The sequence below is a fragment of the Methylocystis sp. genome (assembly GCF_050251305.1).
Taxonomy (GTDB): Bacteria; Pseudomonadota; Alphaproteobacteria; order Rhizobiales; family Beijerinckiaceae; genus Methylocystis.
Window position 1 is genome coordinate 52681 of record NZ_JBFWNB010000008.1, and the last position, 23982, is coordinate 76662.

20 protein-coding genes are annotated in these 23982 nt (G+C 65.4%); 12 read left to right on the top strand and 8 right to left on the bottom strand.

From position 1 onward, the window contains the following. Positions 1-5: 5 nt before the first annotated feature. On the bottom strand, positions 6-5102 hold the full coding sequence (locus tag AB7F41_RS04635) for a hypothetical protein (RefSeq protein ID WP_428383529.1): 5097 nt from the start codon (positions 5100-5102) through the stop codon (positions 6-8). Between the two features lie 241 nt (positions 5103-5343). Here AB7F41_RS04635 and AB7F41_RS04640 point away from each other — a divergent pair, with 241 nt between their 5' ends. After that, positions 5344-5739, top strand: a complete 396-nt coding sequence (locus tag AB7F41_RS04640; protein WP_428383528.1) for an SH3 domain-containing protein — start codon at positions 5344-5346, stop codon at positions 5737-5739. A 9-nt stretch (positions 5740-5748) separates the two neighbouring features. On the opposite strand, the gene AB7F41_RS04645 is transcribed toward AB7F41_RS04640, so the two are convergent. After that, entirely contained in the window at positions 5749-7986 is a 2238-nt protein-coding gene (locus AB7F41_RS04645; protein ID WP_428383527.1) for a transglycosylase SLT domain-containing protein, read from the bottom strand. 203 nt (positions 7987-8189) lie between these two features. On the opposite strand from AB7F41_RS04645, the gene dapA reads away from it, so the two are divergent. Together dapA and smpB are read left to right on the top strand one after the other, a co-directional pair. Continuing rightward, on the top strand, positions 8190-9083 hold the full coding sequence (dapA, locus tag AB7F41_RS04650) for a 4-hydroxy-tetrahydrodipicolinate synthase (RefSeq protein WP_428383525.1): 894 nt from the start codon (positions 8190-8192) through the stop codon (positions 9081-9083). A 42-nt stretch (positions 9084-9125) separates the two neighbouring features. Then, positions 9126-9602 (top strand): SsrA-binding protein SmpB, encoded by a 477-nt coding sequence (gene smpB / locus AB7F41_RS04655; RefSeq protein WP_428383524.1) that lies wholly within the window; start codon positions 9126-9128, stop codon positions 9600-9602. Positions 9603-9766: 164 nt separating this feature from the next. Here the strand turns inward: smpB and AB7F41_RS04660 are convergent, their stop codons facing one another. Beyond that, entirely contained in the window at positions 9767-10372 is a 606-nt protein-coding gene (locus AB7F41_RS04660) for an NYN domain-containing protein (RefSeq protein WP_428383522.1), read from the bottom strand. Positions 10373-10765: 393 nt separating this feature from the next. On the opposite strand from AB7F41_RS04660, the gene rpoZ reads away from it, so the two are divergent. Next, positions 10766-11152 carry a DNA-directed RNA polymerase subunit omega gene (gene rpoZ, locus AB7F41_RS04665; RefSeq protein WP_428383520.1) on the top strand — a complete coding sequence of 129 codons (387 nt, stop codon included), beginning with the start codon at positions 10766-10768 and terminating at the stop codon, positions 11150-11152. 228 nt (positions 11153-11380) lie between these two features. Continuing rightward, positions 11381-13588, top strand: a complete 2208-nt coding sequence (locus tag AB7F41_RS04670; RefSeq protein ID WP_428383518.1) for a RelA/SpoT family protein — start codon at positions 11381-11383, stop codon at positions 13586-13588. 60 nt (positions 13589-13648) lie between these two features. Here the strand turns inward: AB7F41_RS04670 and AB7F41_RS04675 are convergent, their stop codons facing one another. Further along, the gene (locus AB7F41_RS04675) at positions 13649-14476 is read right to left on the bottom strand and encodes an AraC family transcriptional regulator (protein WP_428406449.1); all 828 of its coding nucleotides are present in this window, start codon (positions 14474-14476) and stop codon (positions 13649-13651) included. Positions 14477-14647: 171 nt separating this feature from the next. Here AB7F41_RS04675 and AB7F41_RS04680 point away from each other — a divergent pair, with 171 nt between their 5' ends. The 6 genes from AB7F41_RS04680 (at position 14648) to recO (ending at position 19157) form a co-directional block, all read left to right on the top strand. Then, complete coding sequence (locus tag AB7F41_RS04680) at positions 14648-15403, top strand: pyridoxine 5'-phosphate synthase (protein ID WP_428383514.1); 756 nt, start codon at positions 14648-14650, stop codon at positions 15401-15403. A gap of 246 nt (positions 15404-15649) precedes the next feature. Further along, a complete protein-coding gene (gene lepB, locus AB7F41_RS04685) occupies positions 15650-16420 on the top strand; it encodes a signal peptidase I (RefSeq protein ID WP_428383563.1) in 771 nt (256 codons plus the stop codon). Positions 16421-16439: 19 nt separating this feature from the next. Continuing rightward, entirely contained in the window at positions 16440-17141 is a 702-nt protein-coding gene (gene rnc, locus AB7F41_RS04690; protein WP_428383513.1) for a ribonuclease III, read from the top strand. Then, the gene (era, locus tag AB7F41_RS04695) at positions 17138-18094 is read left to right on the top strand and encodes a GTPase Era (RefSeq protein ID WP_428383511.1); all 957 of its coding nucleotides are present in this window, start codon (positions 17138-17140) and stop codon (positions 18092-18094) included. The genes rnc and era overlap by 4 nt, the downstream gene beginning before the upstream one ends. Positions 18095-18180: 86 nt before the next feature. After that, on the top strand, positions 18181-18408 hold the full coding sequence (locus AB7F41_RS04700) for a DUF1737 domain-containing protein (protein ID WP_428383509.1): 228 nt from the start codon (positions 18181-18183) through the stop codon (positions 18406-18408). A 17-nt stretch (positions 18409-18425) separates the two neighbouring features. Beyond that, positions 18426-19157, top strand: a complete 732-nt coding sequence (gene recO / locus AB7F41_RS04705; protein WP_428383507.1) for a DNA repair protein RecO — start codon at positions 18426-18428, stop codon at positions 19155-19157. Positions 19158-19188: 31 nt separating this feature from the next. Here recO and AB7F41_RS04710 read toward each other — a convergent pair whose 3' ends face one another. Then, positions 19189-19431: a hypothetical protein gene (locus tag AB7F41_RS04710; RefSeq protein ID WP_428383505.1), complete on the bottom strand. Its 243-nt coding sequence runs from the start codon at positions 19429-19431 to the stop codon at positions 19189-19191. Positions 19432-19676: 245 nt separating this feature from the next. Between AB7F41_RS04710 and parC the strand changes: the two genes are divergently transcribed. Further along, positions 19677-21944, top strand: a complete 2268-nt coding sequence (parC, locus tag AB7F41_RS04715) for a DNA topoisomerase IV subunit A (RefSeq protein WP_428383503.1) — start codon at positions 19677-19679, stop codon at positions 21942-21944. 111 nt (positions 21945-22055) lie between these two features. Here parC and AB7F41_RS04720 read toward each other — a convergent pair whose 3' ends face one another. The 3 genes from AB7F41_RS04720 to cysE are packed head-to-tail and all read right to left on the bottom strand — an operon-like array spanning position 22056 to position 23948. After that, positions 22056-22427, bottom strand: a complete 372-nt coding sequence (locus AB7F41_RS04720) for a hypothetical protein (protein WP_428383501.1) — start codon at positions 22425-22427, stop codon at positions 22056-22058. A gap of 56 nt (positions 22428-22483) precedes the next feature. Then, the gene (locus AB7F41_RS04725) at positions 22484-23095 is read right to left on the bottom strand and encodes a hypothetical protein (protein ID WP_428383499.1); all 612 of its coding nucleotides are present in this window, start codon (positions 23093-23095) and stop codon (positions 22484-22486) included. 13 nt (positions 23096-23108) lie between these two features. After that, positions 23109-23948 carry a serine O-acetyltransferase gene (gene cysE, locus AB7F41_RS04730; protein ID WP_428383497.1) on the bottom strand — a complete coding sequence of 280 codons (840 nt, stop codon included), beginning with the start codon at positions 23946-23948 and terminating at the stop codon, positions 23109-23111. Positions 23949-23982: the final 34 nt, after the last annotated feature.

The following is a 23982-nucleotide window of genomic DNA, read 5'->3' on the forward strand; positions in this document are numbered from 1 at the left end:
CGAAATCATTGCGCTTTGCTTTTCTTCATGCCGGCCTTGTCGAGCAGCTCGGCGACGAGTTCCGCCGGCGGCGCATTCACAGGCGGCGACAGCCCGACGATGGCGACGCGAACCGTCGTCGCGCCCGCGTCGACAGGCGTCCGCGCCTCAAGGAAATAGCGTCCGGGCGAAAGCTTCATCGTCTGCGCGACGCCTTCGCCGAGCGTCTTGCCCTGCGCATCCGTGAGCCGCGCGCTGACGCGGTCGGGTTCGGCGCGCACGCCAAGCCCGACGTCGCGCGCTTCCTTCGCCTCGAAGCTGAACAGCGCGCTGGCGCCGGGCGAAACCGCCACCGCATCGTTCACGCCTTCATGCGCCTCGATGACGGGCTGCGTCGAAACGTCGAGCGCGCCGGAGAGCGCGCCGTCGTAGGGCGCGTAAATGTCGATCGTCGCCTCACCCGGGGTCATATAGCGATTGAGATCGACGCCATTGGCGAAGGCGAGCGTCTCCCGCCTGCCATTCTGCGCGAAACCGACGATCGCCGGCGCGGCGCCCGACGCTTTCAGCAGGACGGGCTTGTCGCTCTTGACCGAGAAGCGCATCGCCGCGCCTTCGAGCGCGACGCGCTGCGGCAGATTGAGCGCGCGGGCCGCAGGCGCGGGCCAGGGAGTCGCGCCGGCCCGTTCGATCCAGAAGGCGACGAGCCCGGGTCCGTGATCGATGATCGCTTCGCCTGCGCCATCGAGCGCAATGTCGTCGCCGCGGGAGATCCGGCCGCTGGCCGAAATCACCGTCGCCTGCGCGCCGCTCACGACCAGCCTGTCGTTCAGCTGCGCGTCGAGCGGCAGCGAAATTTGCCCCGACGCAGGGAAGAAACGCGTGAAGGCGCGCGTCGCGTCGAGTCGCCGACTCTCGCCGGCCTCGCGGGCGATACGGGCGGGCGCCGCCGTCTGCGTCAGATTGACGAGAAGCGCGCGCGATTTGACGCCGTGCAGAATGCGCGACGTGGCGGCGCCGTCGCCGAAGACGACGCGCGGCTGCGTAAAGGCGGCGAGCCCTCCGGCAAGATCGAGCGCAAGCGGCCCGGCGGCTTCATCCATGTCGACGGGCAGCGCGCTCATCGGCGGGACGATCCCGGAAAACAGCGCGCCGCCTTTCGTCGTCGGCAGCGTCTCGACGTCGATCGCGCCCAGCGCGACGCGCATCGGCGCGCCTCCTTCTCCGTTCCAAAGCGCGAGCGGGGCGTCGCCGCCAAGCGTCAGCGCGGCGCCCTTCGCCACGCCGACGCCGCGTCCGCCGTCAAGCGCCGGCTGGGCGAAGGCGGAACGCGCCAGCCACAACCTCAATTTGCCGGCTGCGGGCGCGAGCGGAACGAGATGCGCGCGCTCGCCTTCGCCGATGTCGAGCGAAATCTCGTCGCCCCGCCAATCGAACGCGGCGACGCCGACGCGCGGCGCGCAATCGCCGCGACTCATCAGCCAGAGTTCCTGCGCCTGCGGCGCAAGCGGTCCGGGGCCCGCCGCGCGCAGCAGGCTCCCGGCGACCGAGCCGGCCGCGAGATCCGCCTGGGTCGCGAGCGTCACGAGCGTGGCGTCGGGAGTCGTCACCTTGGCGACGCAGACGCCGGCCACGCCGTCGACCGGATCAAGGGCGACCTCGCCAAGGCGGCGCGCACGGCCTTCGATTGCGCGCGCAGAGAGCGTTATCGGCGCGTCGCCGCCGATCGCCCAGACGACCGCCCGCAATGCGGCGTCGCCGGCGGCGGGCCATGCGGCGACCGGCGCGCGACCGCGCTCCATGCCGATCGACCGCCATTTTCCGTCAGACCCGCGCCGTTCGATCGAAATGGCGACGTCGCCGTCCGAGCGCGCGGCGACGAGCGCCAGACGTCCGGCTGACGCCGGCGCCAGCGAAAGGATATGCGCGCCGGCGCCGCTCAGCGTCTTTTCGCCCGAGAACGGCAGAGCGCCGTCATTCTTCTCCTCAAGCAGCGACAGGAGCAATTCGACGCCCTTCAGCGGCGCGTCTTCAGTCGCCGCGGCTCCATCGTCATTGGAGGCCTCTTCGCTTTCCTCGCTCGTCGCTTCTTCAGACGGCGCCGCGCGCCGCTCGGCGCCAAGCGTTTCAAGCTCAAGGCGGTAATTCCCGGCGGGCAGTCGCCGCGACAGGGAGACGTTCCAGTCGTCGGCCCGCGGCTGCAGACGCTCGACGACGTCGCCCCTCTCGTCCTTCAATGCGCCGATGGTTTCGATCTCGCCGAAGCCCGCCAGATTGACGACGCTATCCTTCGCCAAAGAGAAATTGACGCGCGTCGGCGGTTCGACGGCGCGCGGCGCATCCGGCTGCAATTCCTGCGCGTTGAGCGAAATCTCATAGTCGAGACGGTCGTCATGCGCGAGGCTGCGCGCCTCGACGCGATAATCGCCCGCCGACAGCTTCGACGCGAACGGCCTGTCCGCAGCGACTTTGCCGACGCTTTCCGACTCTCCCTTCAGGATCTCGCCGACCATGCCCTCGCCGATCGACAGATCGATTGTCGCGTCGCCAGCGAGCGAAAAGCGCCAGACGTCGGGCGTCCGCGACGCGTCGCGCGCCTGCGGCTCGCGCCATTGCAGGCGCTGCGCTTTGCCGAAGGGCAGGGGATGTGGACCATGGCCGTCCAGCGGCTTGGCGGCGACGACAGGCGTCAGCCGCGCCGTCATGCGGGCTTCGACGTCTCTCGGCATGACGACGAGCCGATAGGCGCCCTTGTCAAATTTGCGCGTCAGCCGCTGCATTTCGCCCGGGGCGGCGAGCGGCCAGCCATCGGCGTCCTCGAGTCGCGCGCGCCACCTCTGCTTCAGGCCGAGAAGCTCGATGCGATATTCGCCGTCGCCGGTGATGTCGATCGGCACGACCGCGCCCTTGCCGGAATCGAGCGTTGCGCGCGCGATTCCGGCGTCGACGAGTTTCGCCGTCGGCGCGAGAGTCGCTGGCGACACGGCGAGGCCAAGATGGCCGGAAGAATCCTTCGCGGTGACGGCTGCGCGATAGGCGCCGGCGCGCAGAAATGCCGTTACGAGCGCATTGGCGCCGGGCCCATTCGCTTCGCCTTCGCCAAGATGCGGCGAAACATTGGCGCCGACATGCAGCGCCGTTTTCATGCGCCCCAGCGTCTCGACCCGGTAGAGTCCGCCTTGCGGCACGTCGAAACGCAGGCGTTTCGTCTCGTCGCGGGCGAGATCGAAGAAGGCTGGACGCGCGACGGCGGCGGACAGCGTCGCCGGCGCGGGCTTGCCCGACTCTTCAGGGTTCGCCGGCGCCGACTCGGGAACGAAGATGAGGCCGAGCGCGCGTGGCTTCTCCGTCGTCCCGATCTTGATCGTGGCGAGACGCTGCTCGTTTTCTTCCCTTTGGTCGGCGAGCGTCAGCGCGACGTCGGCGCCATGCGAATCGCGCGCAATGGCCGTGCCGGTCTTCGGGAGCCGCGCCGGCAATACGATATCCTTGCCCGCATCCTGCCAGATCGCCAGCGGCGCCTTGTCGAGTTCGACGGGAAGCGAAACGACGCGCGGTCCGGTCAGCAATTGCGGCGCGACATTCGTCAGGATGAGATAGGAGCCGTTCTTGTCGAGCGTCTGCGTCCCGAAGGAAATGTTCGGTCGCGAGGGGGGCGTCGCAGGCGCGGAGACAGAAAGTCCGGGCGGTCCGAGCGTGATGTCGACAACGCCGCCGGAGTCGCCTTTCGGCGCTATGTTGAGAAAATAGTAGCCCGCCTGGAGATCGTAGCGCGTTGAGTCTTTTCCGTCGGCGCGGGGCGCCAGAGCGCCAAGCGCGGGTTCGATCGAGGCGTTGATCTTCAGGCCTTTGGCGACAATCCCCACCGGCCCATCGCGCGTCGCCTCGAAGAGAATCGACGTTGGCCCGAACAAATTGAATGTCCCGCGCCACGCCTGTCCGGCGCCGATGCGCGGCGCATCCGAGGCGATGACGCGCGTCTTGCCGTCGCTTTCGATCCGCGCGAAGAGCGCCGTCGCGGGCGCTTCGTCGCCGCCGTCGCCGGCGAGGTCGACCCCGACAAGATGAGGTCCTGACGCTTCGAATGTCTCATGATTCGACTGACGCAGGCCGCGCAGCGTGAAGGCCTGGCCCTCATAGCCGAAAACCTCCAGTCGCGCGTTGGTCCTGCCGTCGGACGACAACCTCACATTTGCCGAAGGCGTGCGGCTGTTCTTGGAGATCGTCGCGATCTCTCTGGATCCGTTGCGCCGCGCGTCAAGCCGCGCCGGCGTCGCCTGCGCGAGGTCGAGACGGAAAGCGTCATAGCTTGCCGGCGCCTCGAAACGCGCCGCGCCGAACGGGCCGATCACGCCCTCGGCGACGCCCGCCGCGAGCAGCGTCGGCTCTTCGAGCTGCAGCATGAAGGGCTGCGCCGCGTCGCCCTGCGACCAGACGAGCTTTTCGCCGCCATAGGCGGTCACGAGGTAACGCCCGGGCTCCAGCGCGCCGCCGAGACGGATCCGGTTCATGGCGCGTCCGGGCTTGGTTTCGACCGTTTCCTGCTCGAAGGCGAGATCGACCAGTTCGCCGTCGCCGCGCCAGACGCGCAAATCGCTCAGCGCGCGTCCGATCGCCCCGAGGCTCACGCGGCCCTCGCGGCCGACCTCGAACGCATAGGAGCGTTGCTGCAGATCCCCCAGTTCGCCGCTTTGAATGCGGCCCGGCGCCAGCGTCGGCTTCGACGCCTGCGCTTCCGAGAATCCCTGCGCGGAGAGCGCGATCTTGCCGCTTGCGCCTTTGACGCCCGAAACCCGCAGCTTGTAGACGCCCTTATCGAGCAGCGCGTCGATGCGTCCGTCGCGCAGACCGGGCGCGCCGCTCGAATCGAGCGGGCCGGCGATCATGTCGACGAGTTCAATGCGCGCGCCCGATGGACTCTTCGCGCGGATCGAATAGCGGCCCGGCGCAGGAACGGTCAGGAGACTGGCGGCGTCGCGATCCGCCGGCAATTCGCCCGGCGCAAATTTGAGGAAGTTCTTGCCGGCTCTCGTTTCGGCGATGGCGTTCTGCGTGGCGCGCCACAGCGGCTGGGCGAAAAAAACCGCAGACGCAGCGACAAGAGAGAACGCGATCCGCCGCATGAGCGCACCGTATGCCTGCCGGCGATTCGCCGGAAAAGGCGCGTCGCGGCTCATCCTCAGCATAGGCCGCGCGCCTTGATCGAGTCGAGACCCGCGCGTCTCGCGCCGCGCCGCGTTGTTCTTCATGCCGCCCGTCCACGCATAATTTGGCCGACCCCGATTGGAGCCGGAGGGAATATCTTCTAGGCTAGGTTTCGCGTCTGGGGATTTGCGCGAGCGCACATCAAACCGGGAATTCGACATGCGTCGTCGGTCGGCACTGGCCTTGGTTCTTTACGCCGCGCTTGCCTGCGGCCAGCAGGCGTCGGCGATCAGTCTGACGCTCGCCTATCCTGCGGTGCTGCGCGCGGGTCCCGAGCAGCGTTACGCCGCAATCGGGACGGCGCCGGCCGGGACCGACGTGAAAATCCTGCGCGACGATCCGAGCTGGACGCGCATCGCCATCGGCAACAGGCGCTTTTTCGTCGCGACGCTCGAGCTCGTGTTCATGTCGTCGAGGGTCACTCAGACGTCAGGCTGCGATTTCGGCTATCCCTACTCGGGCAGCACGCAATATTTCGCCGAGCCGCTGACGGAACTGCGCCACGCCGAGCCGCTGGGCGCGCTGCTCGGCTATCACAACCGATTTCCCTGCTAGGGGCTCAGATCACAATGTGTCGCCGGCGCGCGCCAGATCGACCTGCGGCCGCCGCGTCGCATTGTCGTCGAACTTCGCGCGATAGACGACGAAATTCTCCATCACCCGCTGCACATAGTTGCGCGTTTCGGTGATCGGAATCCGCTCGACCCAGTCGATCGGATCGACATTGGCCTTGCGCGGGTCGCCATAGGCGTCGATCCATTGCTTCACCCGTCCCCCGCCGGCGTTGTATGCGGCGAAGGTGAGGAGATAAGCGCCGCGATATTCGCCGAGCAGAATGCCGAGATGCGCCGCGCCGAGCTGGGCGTTGAAGGGCGGATCGTTGAGCATCCGCGACATGTCGAAGCTGACGCCGCGCATGGAGGCCGTGTGCCGCGCCGTTGAGGCGATCATCTGCATCAGCCCCATGGCGCCGGCGGACGAGACGGCCTTGGGGTCGAAGGCGCTTTCCTGGCGCGCGACCGCGAAGACGATCGACCGCGACGCTGAGCCCGGCAGCGCGTCGAAGTCCGGAACGCCGTAAGCGGGGAAGGCGACGTCGTCGAGCGCGATCCCCCTGTAGGAGGCGGCCTTGCCGTAAATGAGCGAGAGTTTGGCGTCGCCTTGACGCGCGACGACTTCGCCGAGCGCCGCGACCTGCCGTTCGTCCGACAAATTCCGAGCGCCTTCGAGCGCAAGCGGCGCGGCCACGTCTCTTTCGCCGAGCGCGAACAGCATCTCCGCCGCCCGAACCGCTTCGTTGCGGTTGTCGCCAGACGCAGCGGCTGGCGCAGGCCGGATCGGGTTGTCGTCGGCGCCGAGACGCGCATTGGCGAGCTGTCCGTAGAAGGTCGTCGAATGCGTGGCCGCCTGGCGGTAGAAACTGCGCGCCTGTGAATCGTTCTCCGCTTCCGCCGTGCGGCCCAGCCAGTACAGGGCGCGGGATTGCTGCAGCGGCGTTTCGGCGATTTCCGCCAGACGCTTGAAGTGGTGCTCGGCCTTGGTCGGTTCGTTCAGAAAGCGCAGGGCGATCCAGCCGGCATTGAACTCCGCGTCGACCTTTCTGCTGGTTTTTTCGGCGGCGTGCTGCGCGCACAGAAGATAGGCGGTCTGCGGATCTCCCTGGTCGAGCAGTTTGCGCGCGACAATGCGCCGCTCCTCCCACCAGGCGTCGCCGTCGACCACGACTTCGGGCGCCTGCGGCGCCTTCCGCAGCAGCGCGCCCGCCTCTGCGAATTTATTGGCCTTCCGCAGCTTGTGCACGCGCCCGTAGAGCAATCCCGGGTCGTTCTGCAGATTTGGCGGCAAAGACGCCGCCGCCTTGTCGGCGCCCGAGATGCGCGCGCGGGCGAGCAGCACGACGTCCTTGCCGGCGAGTTCGGCGCTGCGCAAGGCGAGCGAGCTCTTGCCGGCGTAGAGCAGACGGTCTGCGCGGAACTTGTGATCGGCCGGCGTCAGGAACTCGCCGAACTCCTTGTTGAAGGTCGTGTCGAATCCCTGTCCGAGGTTATCATTGCGCCAAGCGTCGCGCGCGATCGCCGCCGCCGATTCGAAATCGCCTTCGCGCGCGATCGCCCGCGCCAGCGCATATTTGCCGGAGGCGGTGAGCGGCTGCGTTTCGGCGAAAAAGGCCAGCGCGACCTTGTCGGGCTGGCGCTCGGCGACGAGCGCCAGTTCGCCGCGACGGCGCAGCCAATCTCCGGCAGGCCAGTCCGGGTGGGCTTTGAGAAACGCGGCGATGCGCTTGAAGCCGGCTTCGCGCGCGTGAAGCCGCAGGCCGACCCAGCGCGCGGCGGCCTCGGATACGGTCGCCCGCACGCGGGACGCAGCCTCGTCGCCATGTATGAAATCGCCGGCTTTATAGGCGGCGACGGCTTGAATGAAGGCGTCAGTGTCGTCGCCAAGCATCGAAGCGAGATCCGTCGACTCGGCGACATTGATCCAGCTCTGCGCATGGGCGACGATCGGCGGCAGCGACTCCTCATCAACTGCGAAGAGCGCATTGTCCACTGGGTGCGCCGCCTCGTCCTCGGCGTGGTGGCCGCGCTCGACGAATTTGTGAACCGCCTCCTGCAGCGAGCCGACCCGCGAGCGCCACGCGCCGAGGCTGAACGGGACTGAGGGCGTCCACCGCCATGCGGTTTTGCGCCGCGCCTCGCCGTCGCCGAGACGATCAAAGCCCGTGAAAGCGGGCACCGCGATCGCCAGGGCGGCGATGCCGATCATCAGTTTGAAGCGAGTCGCGACGCGTCGAGGCAACATCATCAGCGCGTTTCCCTGCTAGGGTAAAAAAAGCTGCGCTCAATTGGTTTACGAAGAGTCAACTTCGCGCCGACTATGTTTCGGCTTCCGGCAGCCTCCCATTATAGCGTGGGGCTTTCCTGAACGCAGCCCAGCGGCTATGAAGGGCGACCAATCTTAGCGACACGAATACGGCGGCTCTGAGGCGCTGGGAAAGCATTGATTCTATGAGTGGAAAGCCGATTTTTCATGGGTCGATAACGGCCCTGGTCACGCCGTTTTCCCATGGAGAAGTCGACTATGACGCCCTGCGCGCGCTGATCGATTGGCAAATCGAGAATGGAACGCATGGCCTCGTTCCAGTCGGCACTACGGGCGAAAGTCCGACGCTGAGCCATGAGGAGCATGGCCGCGTCATCACCGAGACGGTCCGCGCCGCGCGCGGACGGGCGCCGGTGATCGCCGGCGCGGGCTCCAACAATACGCGCGAAGCGATCGCCATCGCCGGCCATGCCGAGCGCGCCGGCGCCGACGGGCTCCTGATCGTCACGCCCTACTACAACAAGCCCAATCAGGAGGGGCTCTATCTGCACTTCAAGGCGATCAACGACGCCGTTTCGATTCCGATCATCATCTACAATATTCCGCCGCGGTCGGTCATCGACATGAGCGTCGAGACGATGAAGCGCTGCGCGGAGCTCAAGAACGTCGTCGGCGTGAAGGACGCCACCGGCAATATCGGCCGCATTTCTCTCCAGCGCCAAGCGATGGGGCCCGACTTCATTCAGCTTTCGGGCGACGATCTGACGGCGCTCGCCTGCATGGCGGCGGGCGCGCATGGCTGCATCTCGGTCGTCGCCAATATCGCGCCGCGGCTTTGCTCCGATTTGCAAAAAGCCTGTTTCGCCGGCGATTTCGCCAAGGCTCTGGAGATCCAGGACAGGCTGACGCCGCTGCATGTCGCGACTTTTCTCGAGGCCGGCGTCACCGGGGCGAAATACGGCCTGTCGCTTCTCGGCAAGGTCGGGGAGGAGGTGCGTCTGCCTCTCGTGCCCTGCACGCAGCCGACCAAGGACCGCATACGCGCGGCGATGGTTCATGCTGGCGTGCTGGCCGGCTAATCCAGCTCCGCGTCTCACATTTAAACGCTTCGGGGAACGCCAGTGGCCGTAAAGCCGGAGCCGAATTTCAAGGTCGTCGCCGATAACCGGAAGGCGCGCTACAATTATGAAATCGGCGAAACTTTCGAGGCTGGACTGGCGCTGACGGGCACCGAGGTGAAGTCCTTGCGCACCGGCAAGGCGACGATCGCCGAAAGCTACGCGCATGTGGATCGTCAGGGCGAGGCATGGCTCGTCAACGCCAATATCCCGGAATATCTCGCGGGCAACCGCTTCAACCATACGCCGAAACGGCCGCGCAAACTTCTGCTGAAATCGCGAGAACTCGCAAAGCTGTCGCAGGCCGTCGAGCGCGAGGGCATGACGATCGTGCCGCTGAAGCTCTATTTCAACGCCAAGGGGCGCGCCAAGCTTCAACTCGCCCTGGCCAAGGGCAAGAAGCTGCACGACAAGCGGGACGTCGAAAAGAAGCGCGACTGGAGTCGGGAAAAAGGTCGGCTGCTCCGCGCGCGCGGCTGACCGCGCTGTCGACTTGGCTGACTTAAATCATTTGGCTGAGAAATGGCTTCGCCGACCTATCACTTGGCCGACCCAAATCATTTGGCCGACCTAAAAAATCGGCGTCCGATCGGACGCCAATTTTCGAAGGATTGTTTTTCGAAGGATTGTTCGCGGATCGGCCGTCACTCGCCTTCGTCTTCGGCGTGCGCCGCCTGCGGCGCCGGACGACGCTCCTGATAGCGCTGCATGCGCTCGGCGCGCTCGCCGGGATCGCGGCCGATCTTGCCGACGAGGTGGATCAGGTCGATGAATTCGTCGGCTTGGCGACGCAATTCGTCAGCGATCATCGGCGGTTGGGTGGTGATCGTCGAGATCACGGAGACCCGGACGCCGCGCCGCTGCACGGCTTCGACCAGCGACCGGAAGTCGCCGTCTCCCGAGAACAGAACCATGTGATCGATGTGCTCGGCCATCTCCATCGCGTCGACGGCGAGTTCAATGTCCATATTGCCTTTGACTTTGCGGCGTCCGAGCGAATCCACGAATTCCTTGGTCGGCTTGGTCACGACCGCATAGCCGTTGTAATCCAGCCAATCGATCAGCGGGCGGATCGACGAATACTCCTGATCCTCTATCAAGGCAGTATAGTAGAACGCGCGAATGAGACGGCCCTTGCCCTGAAACTCACGGAGCAAGCGCTTATAATCAATATCGAATCCGAGCGATTTCGCGGTCGCGTAGAGGTTCGCGCCGTCAATGAACAACGCAATTCGTTCGATATCTGCCATCTCGGTCTCACGGTCGGGTTACAGTGTTAAAAAAGGGCGTTCCCGGCTAACGCCGTCAACCCGCAGTTCGGCGTTTCGCTTAATCGTTTCACGGTCCGGCGCCCAAACAGGCAATGGCGATTGCGCCGTTCTCGCTGCATCCGCCGGGCTATTCAGCAGCCATTTTGAAAAAGCGCCGCACGCATCTCTTGCGAATACATCGCCTCTCCCTGTCACAGCGTCAAGAGGAACTACGCATTTTTGCGTGTCGAGCATTGGGCATTTTCTTGAAAATGTTCCTGAAAGCAGCGTCGAGAACGATCCCTGTCGCGTCTAGCGCCAAGAGATTATTGCCTATTTTCGATGATTGGCGTATCAGCCCCATTCCAGAACCCGAATGGAGCTTGACAGCAGATGGCGCGCGTCACCGTCGAAGATTGCATCGACAAAATCGAAAATCGCTTCGACCTCGTCCTTCTCGCGGCGCATCGGGCGCGAAACATTTCGTCGGGTCAGCCGATCCTCGTCGACCGCGACCGCGACAAGAACCCGGTCGTCGCCCTCCGCGAAATTGCTGAGACGGCCCTCGCTCCGGAAGATCTGTCCGAGGATTTCATCCATTCGCTGCAACGGCACGTTGAAGTCGACGAGCCGGAGGCCGAAGCGGCGCCCGCTTTGACGCCCGCGGCCGGCGGCGATTTGGAAGGCGAGGCGCAGTTCGACCGTATGACCGAAGAGGATTTGCTGCGGGGCCTCGAGGGGCTTGTGCCTCCCGCAGAGGTCGAAGACGAAGCGGAATAGGCTCCGCCGGAGACGATCGGCGAGACGCCGGCGAACTTCGGCCGCCGGACAGGTTTCCGCCAAAGTCGCGCCATGGCGCCGCGTCGCTGTTGGTCAGTCCGGCCCGCCTGCGCTATTCTCGCGCCACACGTCCGCCGTTCCGGCGTCGCGCGCTTCGCCTTATGCATGGACACCACGCATGAGGCGGCGGGCGCGCTGGAGCGCTAACCATTCTTCGGCGCTAAGCGCATGATGCGTCAGTACGAGCTTGTCGAACGCGTGCGGAAGTATAATCCGCGCGTCGACGAGGATCTGTTAAACCGGGCCTATGTCTACGCGATGCGGGCGCACGGGGCGCAAACCCGCGCCTCCGGCGACCCCTATTTTTCCCATCCGCTCGAAGTCGCGGCGATCCTCACCGATCTGAAGCTCGACGACGCGACGATCGTCGCGGCCGTGCTGCATGACACGCTCGAAGACACCGACGCCACGCGGGAAGAAATCGACCGGCTGTTCGGCGAGCAGATCGGCAGACTCGTCGAGGGCCTGACCAAGATCGAGAAGCTGGATCTCGTCACCAAACAGGCGCGTCAGGGCGAGAATTTCCGCAAGCTGCTGCTCGCCGTCGCCGAGGACGTGCGCGTGCTTCTCGTGAAGCTCGCCGACCGTCTGCACAACATGCGCACGCTGCATTTCGTCCCGCTGGACAAGCGCGCCCGCATCGCCCAGGAGACGCTCGACATCTACGCGCCGCTCGCCGGCCGCATGGGCATGCAGCGCCTGCGCGAGGAGCTGGAGGGGCTGGCCTTCCGGCATCTGATGCCGGAAGCGCATCAGACGATCGAACAGCGCCTGCATGAGCTGCGCGCCAAGAACGGGCGCATCATCAAGCGCATCGAAGACGAACTCACCAGGGAATTCGCGGCGCGCGGCATCACCGCGGCGGTCACCGGACGGCAGAAGACGCCCTATTCGGTGTGGCGCAAGATGGAGCGCAAGTCCGTCTCCTTCGAGCAGCTATCCGACATTTTCGGCTTTCGGATCATCGTCGGGACCGTCGAGGACTGCTATCGCGCGCTGGGCGTCGTGCATTCGAAATGGCCGAACGTCCCCGGCCGGTTCAAGGATTACATCTCGACGCCGAAACAGAACGACTATCGATCGATCCATACGACGGTGATCGGCCCGGGCCATCAGCGCGTCGAACTTCAGATTCGCACCGCCGAAATGCATGAGATCGCGCGCTTCGGCATCGCCGCCCATGCGCTTTACAAGGACGCGGTCGGCGTCCAGGGCCGCGAAGAGCTCGCCAAGGAGAGCCGCGCCTTCCGCTGGCTGCAGGAAACGCTCGATCTGCTCGCGCATGGCGACAGCCCCGAGGAATTTCTCGAACACACGCGCCTCGAACTGTTTCAGGATCAGGTGTTCTGCTTCACGCCCAAGGGCGGACTGATCGCGCTGCCGCGCGGCGCGACGCCGATCGATTTCGCCTACGCCGTGCATACGAAGCTCGGCGATTCAGCCGTTGGCGCGAAGATCAACGGGCGCGTCGCGCCGGTGCTGTCGCAGCTGAAGAATGGCGACGAGGTCGAGATCATCCGCGCCGAGGGGCATGTGCCGCCGGCCGCCTGGGAGGCGGCGGTGGCGACCGGCAAGGCGCGCGCCGCGATCCGGCGCGCCACGCGCGACGCCGTGCGCCAGCAATATGCCGGGCTTGGCCGACAGATCGTCGAACGCGCTTTTGAGCGCGCCGGCCGCGTCTGGAGCGAGGACATGCTGAAGTCGGCGCTCATGCGGCTTGCGCAGCCGTCGGTCGAGGACGCGCTCGCCGCCGTGGGCCGGGGCGAAATCTATTCCGGAGACGTCGTCAAGGCGGTCTATCCGGATTTCAGCGAGGAGCGCAAAGCGGCGCCGACGCCCATCGGTCCGGGCGAACCGGGATGGTTCGGCGTCAAGGCGAACGCCAATGTCGTCTTCAAGGCGCCGGGCGCGAAGGACGGCGGCGGCGCCATTCCGATCCGCGGATTGCGCGGCGACGCGCCGGTCAGCTTCGCCTCCGAGGGCGGCGCGGTGCCGGGCGACCGCATCGTCGGCATTTTCACGCCGGGCGAGGGCATCACCATCTATCCGATTCAGTCGCCGTCGCTGACCGCCTTCGACGACCAGCCCGAACGCTGGCTCGACGTGCGCTGGGATATCGAGGCCGGGTCTTCGGCGCTGTTTCCCGCCCGCATCGTGGTCATGGCGATCAATGAGCCAGGTTCGCTGGGCGCGCTGGCGACGCTCATCGGCGAGACCGGCGCCAATATCGACAACATCCAGTTCAAGGCGCAATCGCCCGATTTCCGCGAGATGACCTTCGATCTTGAAGTCGCGGATTTGAAACATCTCAACGGCGTCGTCACGCGCCTGCGATCAAGCCCGCTGGTCAGCAAGGTCGAGAGGATGATCGGGTAGACGTGCGCTAAACTGACGGCAGGCTAGGGTGATGCCAGCGTCACGGCCAGCCGCCCGACCCTATTTCAGCGGCAAATGGATCTCGGTCAAATGCTGATGTTCAGGCGTATCGTGATCGAGGTTCAAATAATGAAAATAGACCGGAAAATTCCGGAGTTCCTCTCCGGATTCAGGTAGCCAATGTCGATAGAGCGCATAAACGCTCTCGTCGATCCGATCACGAGAACCGACATGGACCGTCATGGCGCAGCGCCCGCCGGGAATCGTTTTCGTAATGACGCTGTGCTCATTGGCGGGGATCGCTTCGGTCACGGCTCCGCAGATGTCGAAGCGAAATTCCTCCGGAGGGGTCGCATTGGGGTCATTATACGGCACCCCGTAGGTCTCGCATCGGCTGACGGGAGAAAGTCCGGACGACTTTCGCCAGGCGATGAAGCGTTGCACCGATTCATTGAGCAGCGCCGGCGCGCCACGGTGTTCGAGCGTCGCAACCAGTATGGGTGCGACGTTGATGATCTTCACGTCCATTTCTTTGGTCCTTTCGTCGGGCGGGAGCCTCATGCGGGATCGTTCGCTCCATGCCGCCCAGTTCGGCGTCTTGCGGAACGCACGGGGCGTTTGGCCAAATGCGGCTTTAAAGGCGCGGGAAAAGGACTCGGGATTTTCAAACCCGGAATCCAGGGCGACATCGATAATCGGCGCGGTCGGATTGAAAACCAGTCGGTAGGCGGCTCTTTTGAGCCTCATGAATTGAATATAGCGCGAGACGCTAATTCCACAGTGTTGTGAAAATTGCCGGTGGAAGTGGAATTTTGAAAAGTTCGCGACAGCGCTCAGCGCGTCGACGGTGAGTTCGTCATCGAGACGCCGGTCGATGTAATCCAGCACGCGATTGATGCGTCGGGCATAGTAGTCTGGCGCCTTTCGACTTGTCCTGTTCTCCATCCTTTCATCGTATCAAGCGCAATCGCTGACTTCCTGACTGAAATTGCTCATTGAGCCGCTGCGCCGTCCTCACGGCCAATGACAAAGCGTCCGTCTGCGCGCTATAGGAGCGCAATGATCCCGCCGCCCCTTCGCCTTGGCGTCAATGTCGACCATGTCGCGACCGTCCGCAACGCGCGCGGCGGTCCGCGGCCTGATCCGCTTCGCGCCGCGCTGCTCGCCATCGAGGCCGGCGCCGACGGCATTACCGCGCATCTGCGCGAAGACCGGCGCCACATCGCCGACGCGGACATGGCGCGGCTGAGGGCGGGGATATCGAAGCCGCTCAATTTCGAAATGGCGGCGACCGAGCAGATGCTCGACATCGCCCTCGCGACGGCGCCGCACGCCGTCTGTCTGGTGCCGGAAAAGCGCACCGAGCGCACGACCGAAGGCGGCCTCGACGTCGTCGGCCAGCACGACTACCTCCTGCCTTACGTCGATGAGCTGACGCGCGAGGGCGTGCGCGTGTCGCTGTTCATCGAGCCCTCGGCCGAGGCGCTGGACGCCGCCGTCTCGATCAAGGCGCCGGTCGTCGAACTCCATACCGGCGCCTGGTGCCACGCCGTCGAGGTTGGCGATACGGCCCGGGCGGAGGCGGAATTCGCGCGCGTCGCGGAAGCGGCCGCCTATGGTGCCGCGCGCGGTCTCGAAATTCACGCCGGGCACGGACTCGACTATGACACGGCGCGCCGCGTGGCGACGCTGCCGCAAATCGTCGAACTCAATATCGGTCATTTCCTGATCGGCGAGGCGATCTTTGTCGGGCTCGCGGAGGCGATCCGGCGGATGCGGGAGGCGATGGTCCAGGGCAGGGCGCCGGCGCGCTGAACCCGCCGCCGCGGGCGAATTCTCAAGCGACGGCCGCGCCGTTAGCGTTAATCCCCGATGAACGGCCAGCCGCCCGCGGGGCGCGTCTAAAATGACGGACGGTCATCCATTTGACGCCGGCGCGGCGCTAACCTTTGGCGGCGCGTAGGTTCTCATGGAAGCTGTGGCGTGGTAAGCCGGGCGGCCGGGCGGGCCGACGCCGCCCAAACGCATGAGGAGTGAGTCGGCTTGAGCAGGAACGTTCCGGTGGCGCGAAAACGCGAAGAGGGCGGTTTTCTAGAAACCATAAAGGTCATCCTCGAGGCGCTGGCGATCGCGCTCGTCATCCGCACGCTGCTGTTTCAGCCGTTCAACATTCCTTCCGGGTCGATGATCCCGACGCTGCTGATCGGCGATTATGTTTTCGTCTCGAAATACGCTTATGGCTATTCGAATTATTCGATGCCCTTCGGCCCCGACATATTCTCCGGCCGAATTCTGGCGTCGCCCCCGAACCGCGGCGACGTCGTCGTGTTCAAGCTGCCGCGCGACAACGAGACGGACTATATCAAGCGCGTCATCGGCCTTCCGGGCGACCGCATCCAGATCATCGACGGCCGCCTGTACATCAATGGCGTCATGGTGCCGCGCGAGCCGATCGAGAAGGCGGTGACCGAAAATCGCGAGGGCCGGGACGTCCCCGTGACGACCTATAAGGAAACGCTGCCTGGAGACGGCGACCATCCGGCGGTCGAACATACGATCATCGAGATCGAAGGCGACCACGGCTATAAGGACAACACCGATCTCTTCGTCGTCCCGCCGAACAATTACTTCATGATGGGCGACAATCGCGACAATTCGACCGATTCGCGCTTCGCGCCGGAAGAAGGCGGCGTCGGCTATGTGCCTTTCGTCAATCTCGTCGGCCGCGCCGAAATCATCTTCTTCTCGGTCAAGAAGGATGAATCGGCGCTCGCCTTCTGGCGCTGGCCATGGTCGGTGCGTTGGGACCGACTGTTTCGGCCCGTCCACTGATCCGACGCACGGGTGCGACATGACCCGCGGCCGCGACGGGGGGCTTGCAGCGCTCGAGGCGCGCATCGGGCATGAGTTCGCCGATCCTGCGCTGCTCGCCCGGGCGCTGACCCATGTCAGCGCGTCGCCCGCCCGGCGCGAATCCTATGAGCGGCTTGAGTTTTTGGGCGACCGCGTGCTCGGCCTCGCCGTCGCCCACATGCTCTACGACGCCTTCCCGAATGAGAGCGAAGGCGAGCTGTCGCGTCGCCTCGCCGCGCTGGTGCGCAAGGAGACCTGCGCCGAGGTGGCCGAGGAATGGGGCGTCGGTCCCGCGATGCGGCTCGGGGAGGGCGAGGCCCAGACCGGCGGACGCGGCAAACGCGCCTTGCTGGGCGATATGTGCGAGGCGATCATCGGCGCGGCCTTTCTCGACGGGGGCGCGGCTGCCGCCGAACGCGTCGTGCGCAAGGCCTTCGGCGATCGCATGTCGGCGAGCGGCCAGGATTTGCGCGACGCGAAGACGGCCCTGCAGGAATGGGCGCAGGCGCGGGGCCTCCCGGCGCCTCGCTACCAGCTCGTCGCGCGGAGCGGGCCCGACCATGCGCCCTTCTTTGAGGTCGCCGTGGATGTGAGAGGTTTCGAGGCGACGCCGGGATCGGGGGCCTCCAAACGCGTGGCCGAACAGTCCGCCGCGGCGGCGTTTCTGGCGCGCGAGGGCGCAGGAAGGAGCGAGACGTGAGCGGCGCGGACGAACCGGCGCAAGACGAACCGGAGCATGAGGCAACGGCGCAAGAGGAGCCTCGCTGCGGCTTTGCGGCGCTTGTCGGCGCGCCAAACGCCGGCAAGTCGACGCTGCTCAACCAGCTGGTCGGCGCCAAGGTCTCGATCGTGTCGCGCAAGGCGCAGACGACCCGGGCGCTCGTTCGCGGCATCGCCATCGCAGGCGCGGCGCAGATCATCCTCGTCGACACGCCCGGCATCTTCAAGCCCAAGCGGCGGCTCGATCGCGCCATGGTCGCCAGCGCGCTGTCCGGCGCGGCCGACGCCGACGTCATTGCGCTGCTCGTCGATTCGCGCCGCGGCCTCGACGAAGAGGTCGAAGCGATATTGACGCAGCTTCAGCAGGCCAGGGCGCCGAAGCTTCTCGTGCTGAACAAGATCGACCTCATTCCGCGCGAAAAGCTGCTCACGCTGGCGCAGACGCTCAACGCGCGCGAGAAATTCGACGAGACCTTCATGATTTCGGCGCTGAACGGCGACGGGGTCGACGATCTGCGCAAGGCGCTCGCGCAGCGCATGAAGCCTTCGCCCTGGCTCTATCCGGAGGATCAGCTCTCGGACGCGCCGCTGCGGCTGCTCGCCGCCGAGATCACCCGGGAGCAGATCTACGAGCGGCTGCACGACGAACTGCCGTATCAATCGACCGTCGAAACCGAGTCCTGGACCAATCAGAAGGACGGCTCGGCGCGCATCGAGCAGACGATCTATGTCGCGCGCGACAGCCAGAAGAAGATCGTCATCGGCGAAGGCGGCCGCACCATCAAGGCGATCGGCCAGGCGGCGCGCAGGGAAATCGCCGAGGCCGCCGAACAGCCTGTGCATCTCTTCCTGTTCGTGAAGGTGCGCGAGAACTGGGCGGAGGACCCGGAGCGCTACCGTGAAATGCGACTGGAGTTTCCGAAAGGCGGGTAGTATTCAAAGCGGCAAGCGTAGCCGTTCGTCGATTCTCTCCCTTTTGCTCATCACTGCGACGACTGCGTCGGAGCCGGGGCGCCGACATGACCCAACCTTCAAAACGCTTCACCGCCTATCGCTATCTGACCGGGCCGGACGACGTCGCCTTCTGCCATCGCGTCACACAGGCGCTGAGCCGCGGCTGGACGCTCTACGGTTCGCCCGCTTTGACCTATGATTCCGCAAACGGCCGCGTCATCTGCGGTCAGGCGTTGACCAAGGAGGTCGAGGACGCGGAATATAGGGCCGACCTGACGCTCGGAGATTTGTAGCAAGGCGGGCTGAAGCGATGGATTGGCGGGACGACGGCCTCGTCATCGGCGCGCGCCGGCATGGCGAGACCTCTGTCATTCTGGAGCTGATGACGCGCGCGCATGGCCGCCACCTCGGTCTGGTGCGCGGCGGCCGCTCGCGCCGGCTTCGTCCGATTCTGCAGCCCGGCAATCTCGTCGCCGCGCAGTGGCGGGCGCGTCTCGAGGAGCATCTCGGCGCCCTGACGATCGAGCCGCTCGCCGCCCGCGCCGCCTATTTCCTCGACCGCGCCGCGGCGCTTCACGGCGTCGCCGCGCTTTGCGCGCTTCTGCGTCTGCTGCCGGAGCGCGATCCTCATGAGGAATTGTTCGAACTGGCCGACGCGCTCGCGTCGCAACTCGGCGACGCGCGCGACTCGGACGGCGCGGCGACGATGATGGCGCGATTCGAGCTCGCGCTGCTCGGCGCGCTCGGCTTCGGGCTCGATCTTCACGCCTGCGCGCTGACCGGGGCGCAGGACGATCTCGCCTATGTGTCGCCGAAATCGGGACGCGCGGTGAGTCGCGCCGCTGGCGCGCCATGGCGCGACAGGCTGTTGCCCTATCCGGATTTCTTGAAGCATGAGAGCGGCGCGGCGGCGCAGGGCGATCTCATCGCTGCGTTCCGACTGACCGGCTATTTCCTGACGCGCGACGTGCTCGCGCCGCGCGGCGTCGCGCTGCCCGAGGCGCGCGAACTTTACGTCGGCGCAATTTCGCGCGCGGCTTGAGACAAGCGGCGTAAGACGGTCGGAGGTTCGGCTAGCGACGCTTGCCGCCGCAGATGTAGCGCGACTCGTGGCTGCTGACGCCGTAGCCCTGGTCGACGTCGACAAGCACTTCGCGGCAGAGCGCCTGCATATCCTCGTCGGCGTCGGGCGCTTGCAGCGCGCGGTCTCGCGCGACGATCGTCGGGCCGGCGCCGGTCGTCTGCGACCTGTCCAAAGCGAGCGAGGCGGATGTGACGAAGAGCGCGGCGGTGAGCAGCAGAAGCAGTTTCTTCATGGACGCCATGTCTTGAAAGCCGCGGAAAACCGGCGAAAATTGGACTGCGCCGATCCGCCTGCTCAGGCTTCTAATGGACGAAGCGTGGCGGTTGCAAGAACTTATTTGCAACAGTCCGCACAAAACGCCTCCGGCGCCTCGGCGGCGCCCTTTCATCGTCGACGGGCGGCCTCGGGATCATTCGCTTGCGCCGAGGCGCCGGCGGTCATAGGACGGATCGCGAAGGCAGACATCGGGTTTTGGACATGGCGCAAAAAGGCGGCGCGGGTACGGGAAAAGGCAAGGGCGCAGGCGACGTTAGCGTGATCGCGCCGGTCGATCTGCGCGAGGCGCTCGAGGAGCGTTATCTGCGTTACGCGCTGTCGACGATCACCGGTCGCGCGCTGCCCGACGTCCGCGACGGGCTGAAGCCCGTGCACCGCCGCATTCTTTACGGCATGCATATTCTTCGCCTCGATCCCGGCGCGCCGTTCAAGAAATGCGCAAAGATCGTCGGCGACGTGATGGGCTCGTTCCACCCGCATGGCGATCAGGCGATCTATGACGCGCTGGTGCGCCTCGCCCAGGATTTCTCCTCCCGCTATCCGCTCGTCGACGGGCAGGGCAATTTCGGCAATGTCGATGGCGATTCGGCCGCCGCCTATCGCTACACCGAAGCGCGGATGACGGCGGTCGCCCGCCTCCTGCTTGAAGGCATCGACGAAGACGCGATCGACTTCATCCCGAACTATTCGGGCGAGGAGCAGGAGCCGGTGGTGTTGCCTTCGGCGCTGCCGAATATGCTCGCCAATGGCGCGCAGGGGATCGCCGTCGGCATGGCGACCTCGATCCCGCCGCATAATCTCGCCGAGCTCTGCGACGCCGCGCTCTATCTCATCTCCCACCGCAAGGCGACCGCCGAGCAGCTGCTGACCTTCGTGCAGGGGCCCGATTTCCCGACCGGCGGCATCGTCGTCGACAAGCGCGACGAGATCGTCGAGACCTATCGCACGGGCCGCGGCTCGTTCCGTTTGCGCTCGCGCTGGACGAAGGAGGAGCTGCCGCGCGGCGGGTGGGTCGCCGTCGTCACCGAAATCCCTTACGGCGTGCAGAAGTCGCGGCTCATCGAACGGCTCGCCGAGCTCATCGCCGAGCGCAAACTGCCGCTCGTCGCCGACGTGCGCGACGAATCGGCGGAGGATGTGCGCATCGTCTTCGAGCCGCGTTCGCGCACGGTCGACCCGGCCTTGATGATGGAGACGCTGTTCAAGCTCTCCGAGCTCGAAACGCGTTTCACGATGAACATGAATGTGCTCGTCGACGGCGTGACGCCGCGCGTCGTTTCGCTTGACGAGGCGCTGCGGCAATGGCTCGACCATCGCCGCGTCGTTCTGCAACGCCGCTCGCGCCATCGCCTCGCCGCGATCGTCCGGCGCATCGAGCAATTGGAAGGCATGGTCGTCGTCTTCCTCAATCTCGACGAGGTGATCCGCATCATCCGCGAAGAGGACGACGCGAAGGCGGAGCTGAAAAAGACGTTCAAGCTGACCGATCTGCAGGTCGACTACATTCTCGACACACGGCTGCGCGCCTTGCGCCGGCTTGAAGAGATGGAGCTGCGCAAGGAGCTCAAAGAGCTCTCCGACGAGCGCAAGGACATCGAGGCGCTGCTCGCCGACGAGGCCAAGCAGTGGAAGACCATCGCCTGGCAGGTGCGCGAGCTGAAGAAATCCTACGGTCCGCAGACGCCGATCGGCAAAAGGCGCACGACCTTCGAGGACGCGCCCGAGGCGATCGACCTCGACCTCGCCGAGGCGATGATCGAGCGCGAGCCGGTCACCGTCGTGGTCTCGAACAAGGGCTGGATCCGCGCCCTGAAAGGCCATGTGCAGGATCTCTCGACCCTGCAGTTCAAGGGCGACGACGAACTCGGCGCCTCCTTCTTCGCGCAGACGACGTCGAAGATCCTGGCGCTCGCGTCGAACGGCAAGGCCTATACGCTCGACGCCTCAAAACTTCCCGGCGGGCGCGGGCATGGCGAACCGATCCGGCTCTTCGCCGACATCGAGGAAGGCGCCGACGTCGTCGCCGTTTTGCCGCATGAGGCGGGCGCCGCGCTGCTGCTGGTGACGAATGACGGGCGCGGCTTCGTTGTGAGCGCGGACGATCTGTTGTCCGCAACGCGCAAGGGACGCGCCGTGCTCACCGTCGATCCGCCGTCGAGATTAAAGATCGTGACGCAGGCGAGTGGCGATCATGTCGCGATCATCGGCGAGAACCGGAAGCTGCTGGCCTTTCCCTTGAGCGAAGCGCCGCGCATGGCGCGCGGCAAGGGCGTGCGCATGCAGCGCTACAAGGACGGCGGCGTGTCGGACGCGAAAGTCTTTACGCTGACGGAGGGGCTGACGTGGATCGACTCTTCGGGGCGCGTCTTCACCATCGGCAAGGCGGAACTCAAGGACTGGATCGGCCATCGCGCCGAAGCGGGACGACTGCCGCCGCGAGGGTTTCCGCGAAATAATCGGTTCGGGTGACGAAAGTCGGCGGCTGCGCCGGGCTCGGCCAATCTGTTGGCGTACATGTTATGCTCAATGCGGACGACGCGACGCAAACCCGCGTGAAAAACAAGAGTTCGCGCGGTAGCGCTACTGCGCCGGCCCCATCGTGCCCGTGTCGCGCAGGCGATCGCCGCGCACCCAGCCTGTGACGCTGTTTTTGGGGCTGACGTACATGACGGAGACCCAGCCGTCGTCCGTTTCGGCATAGGAGACCAAACTGTCGCCCGGCACGACAAAAACGCCCCTCATCGCGCAGCGGACGCTCGGCGCCGAGTAGAATTGCAGCCGTCCTGTCCCGGTCACGACATTGCCGCGCGGCGGAGAAATCAGGGGCGCTTCGTTCGAGCCCGCCGCCGGCTCCTTGCAACTCTTAAGGTCGCGGGCGAAAGCCGCGGCGCCTTGCAGCGTCGCGCCGAGCGCGATGGCGGAAAGCAAGATCTTCTTATGATGCATCGCCATCTACTTGATAGTTCCGGCGCGGTAATGCAGGAACATGTGCGCCGAATGAAGCGCGCTCAATCCGTCTTCGAAAAATCCGGAATCTTGAATCCGAGCTTGCCCTGGCGCCAGAGCGTGAAGGCGACGCCGCCGACGACGACGACGAACGCGCCGAAGGCGATATAGAGATAGAATTCTTCGTCGGTGACGAGTCCGACCGAGAAGTTGTGCCTGCCTTCAAAACTCTTCGCGCCGTCGTCGGCCGTGAGCTTGGCGTAAAGCACGTAATTGCCGGCGTCTTTGAAATTGTGGTCGAAATTGACCATGCCGTTGCGAAACTTCTGCACCGGCAGGCGGCCGACGGCGTCAGCGTCGGGGTCGGCGTCGCCGTTCGGCCCATTGCTGCGCAGAATGCGGATGTCCCAGTTCATATCGCGCAATTCATTGTCGGCGGCGTCGAGCACGATGACGCTCGGGCCGACGTCGGGCAGCGCGACGCATTCCCGGTCGATGTTCTTCTTCGGCTGCATGGCGACGAATTTCATCGACTTGCCGCCAAGTTCACCGCCGCCCAATTCGATCGGACATTCCGGGTCGTAGTAATGCCAGCCCGCGGCCGTCGCGGCGCGCGTGGAAAGCAGCGAGGCCGCAACGACGACGAGCGCCAGGCCGGTTAGAAATTTGCTCAAGGTCAACCCCGTCTCACATGCCGGCGTCGAGATAGGCCAGCATCTGATCCATGGCAAGCGCCGGCTCGGCGCAGCGCGCGTCGCCGACGATGCGGGCCGGCACGCCGGCGACGGTCTTGTTGGCAGGCACCGGGTCGAGCACCACCGAGCCCGCGGCGATCATGGCGCAGCGGCCGATTTCGATATTGCCGAGGATTTTCGCGCCGGCGCCGATCAGCACGCCGCGCCTGACCTTGGGATGGCGGTCGCCGCGCGCCTTGCCGGTGCCGCCGAGCGTGACATTGTGCAGCATCGAGACTTCGTCTTCGACGACGCTCGTCGCGCCGATGACGACGCCGGTCGCATGGTCGATGAAGACGCTCTTGCCGATCACGGCGGTGGGATGGATGTCGACCTGGAAGGTCTGCGACGAGAGGCTTTGCAGAATGAGGGCGAAGTCGCTGCGGCCGTTCTTCCAGAGCCAATGCGCCAGCCGGTAGGTCTGCAGCGCGTGGAAGCCTTTGAAATACAGCGCCGGCTCGATCAGCCGCGTGCAGGCCGGATCGCGCTCGAGGACGGCGAGAATGTCGGCGCGGAACGCTTCGACCATTCCCGGTTCGCGCGCCACGCATTCTTCGAACGCCTGACGGATGGCGATATAGGGGGCTTCCGGCCGGTCGAGCCGCTGCGCCACGCGATGCGCGACGACGCCCGCGACGCCGTTCTGCGACAGGATCGCCGGATGCAGGAATCCGCCGAGTTCGGGCTCGCGCCGCAGAATGTCCTCCGCCTCGGCGCGCAGCCGCGCGAAGAGCGGATCGCTCTTGGCGAAGTCGATGATTGTCGCGCCCTGTTCGCGCGTTTCGGCGCCCATCCGCCCCTCCATTGTCGGGCGATTATATAGCGGA

Bases quoted from the DNA above. Each gene is read 5' to 3' on its own strand.
- AB7F41_RS04635 (WP_428383529.1), bottom strand. From the start codon at position 5,102: ATGCGGCGGATCGCGTTCTCTCTTGTCGCTGCGTCTGCGGTTTTTTTC.
- AB7F41_RS04640 (WP_428383528.1), top strand. From the start codon at position 5,344: ATGCGTCGTCGGTCGGCACTGGCCTTGGTTCTTTACGCCGCGCTTGCC.
- AB7F41_RS04645 (WP_428383527.1), bottom strand. From the start codon at position 7,986: ATGATGTTGCCTCGACGCGTCGCGACTCGCTTCAAACTGATGATCGGC.
- dapA (WP_428383525.1), top strand. From the start codon at position 8,190: ATGAGTGGAAAGCCGATTTTTCATGGGTCGATAACGGCCCTGGTCACG.
- AB7F41_RS04660 (WP_428383522.1), bottom strand. From the start codon at position 10,372: ATGGCAGATATCGAACGAATTGCGTTGTTCATTGACGGCGCGAACCTC.
- rpoZ (WP_428383520.1), top strand. From the start codon at position 10,766: ATGGCGCGCGTCACCGTCGAAGATTGCATCGACAAAATCGAAAATCGC.
- AB7F41_RS04670 (WP_428383518.1), top strand. From the start codon at position 11,381: ATGATGCGTCAGTACGAGCTTGTCGAACGCGTGCGGAAGTATAATCCG.
- AB7F41_RS04680 (WP_428383514.1), top strand. From the start codon at position 14,648: ATGATCCCGCCGCCCCTTCGCCTTGGCGTCAATGTCGACCATGTCGCG.
- rnc (WP_428383513.1), top strand. From the start codon at position 16,440: ATGACCCGCGGCCGCGACGGGGGGCTTGCAGCGCTCGAGGCGCGCATC.
- AB7F41_RS04700 (WP_428383509.1), top strand. From the start codon at position 18,181: ATGACCCAACCTTCAAAACGCTTCACCGCCTATCGCTATCTGACCGGG.
- recO (WP_428383507.1), top strand. From the start codon at position 18,426: ATGGATTGGCGGGACGACGGCCTCGTCATCGGCGCGCGCCGGCATGGC.
- AB7F41_RS04710 (WP_428383505.1), bottom strand. From the start codon at position 19,431: ATGAAGAAACTGCTTCTGCTGCTCACCGCCGCGCTCTTCGTCACATCC.
- parC (WP_428383503.1), top strand. From the start codon at position 19,677: ATGGCGCAAAAAGGCGGCGCGGGTACGGGAAAAGGCAAGGGCGCAGGC.
- AB7F41_RS04720 (WP_428383501.1), bottom strand. From the start codon at position 22,427: ATGGCGATGCATCATAAGAAGATCTTGCTTTCCGCCATCGCGCTCGGC.
- cysE (WP_428383497.1), bottom strand. From the start codon at position 23,948: ATGGGCGCCGAAACGCGCGAACAGGGCGCGACAATCATCGACTTCGCC.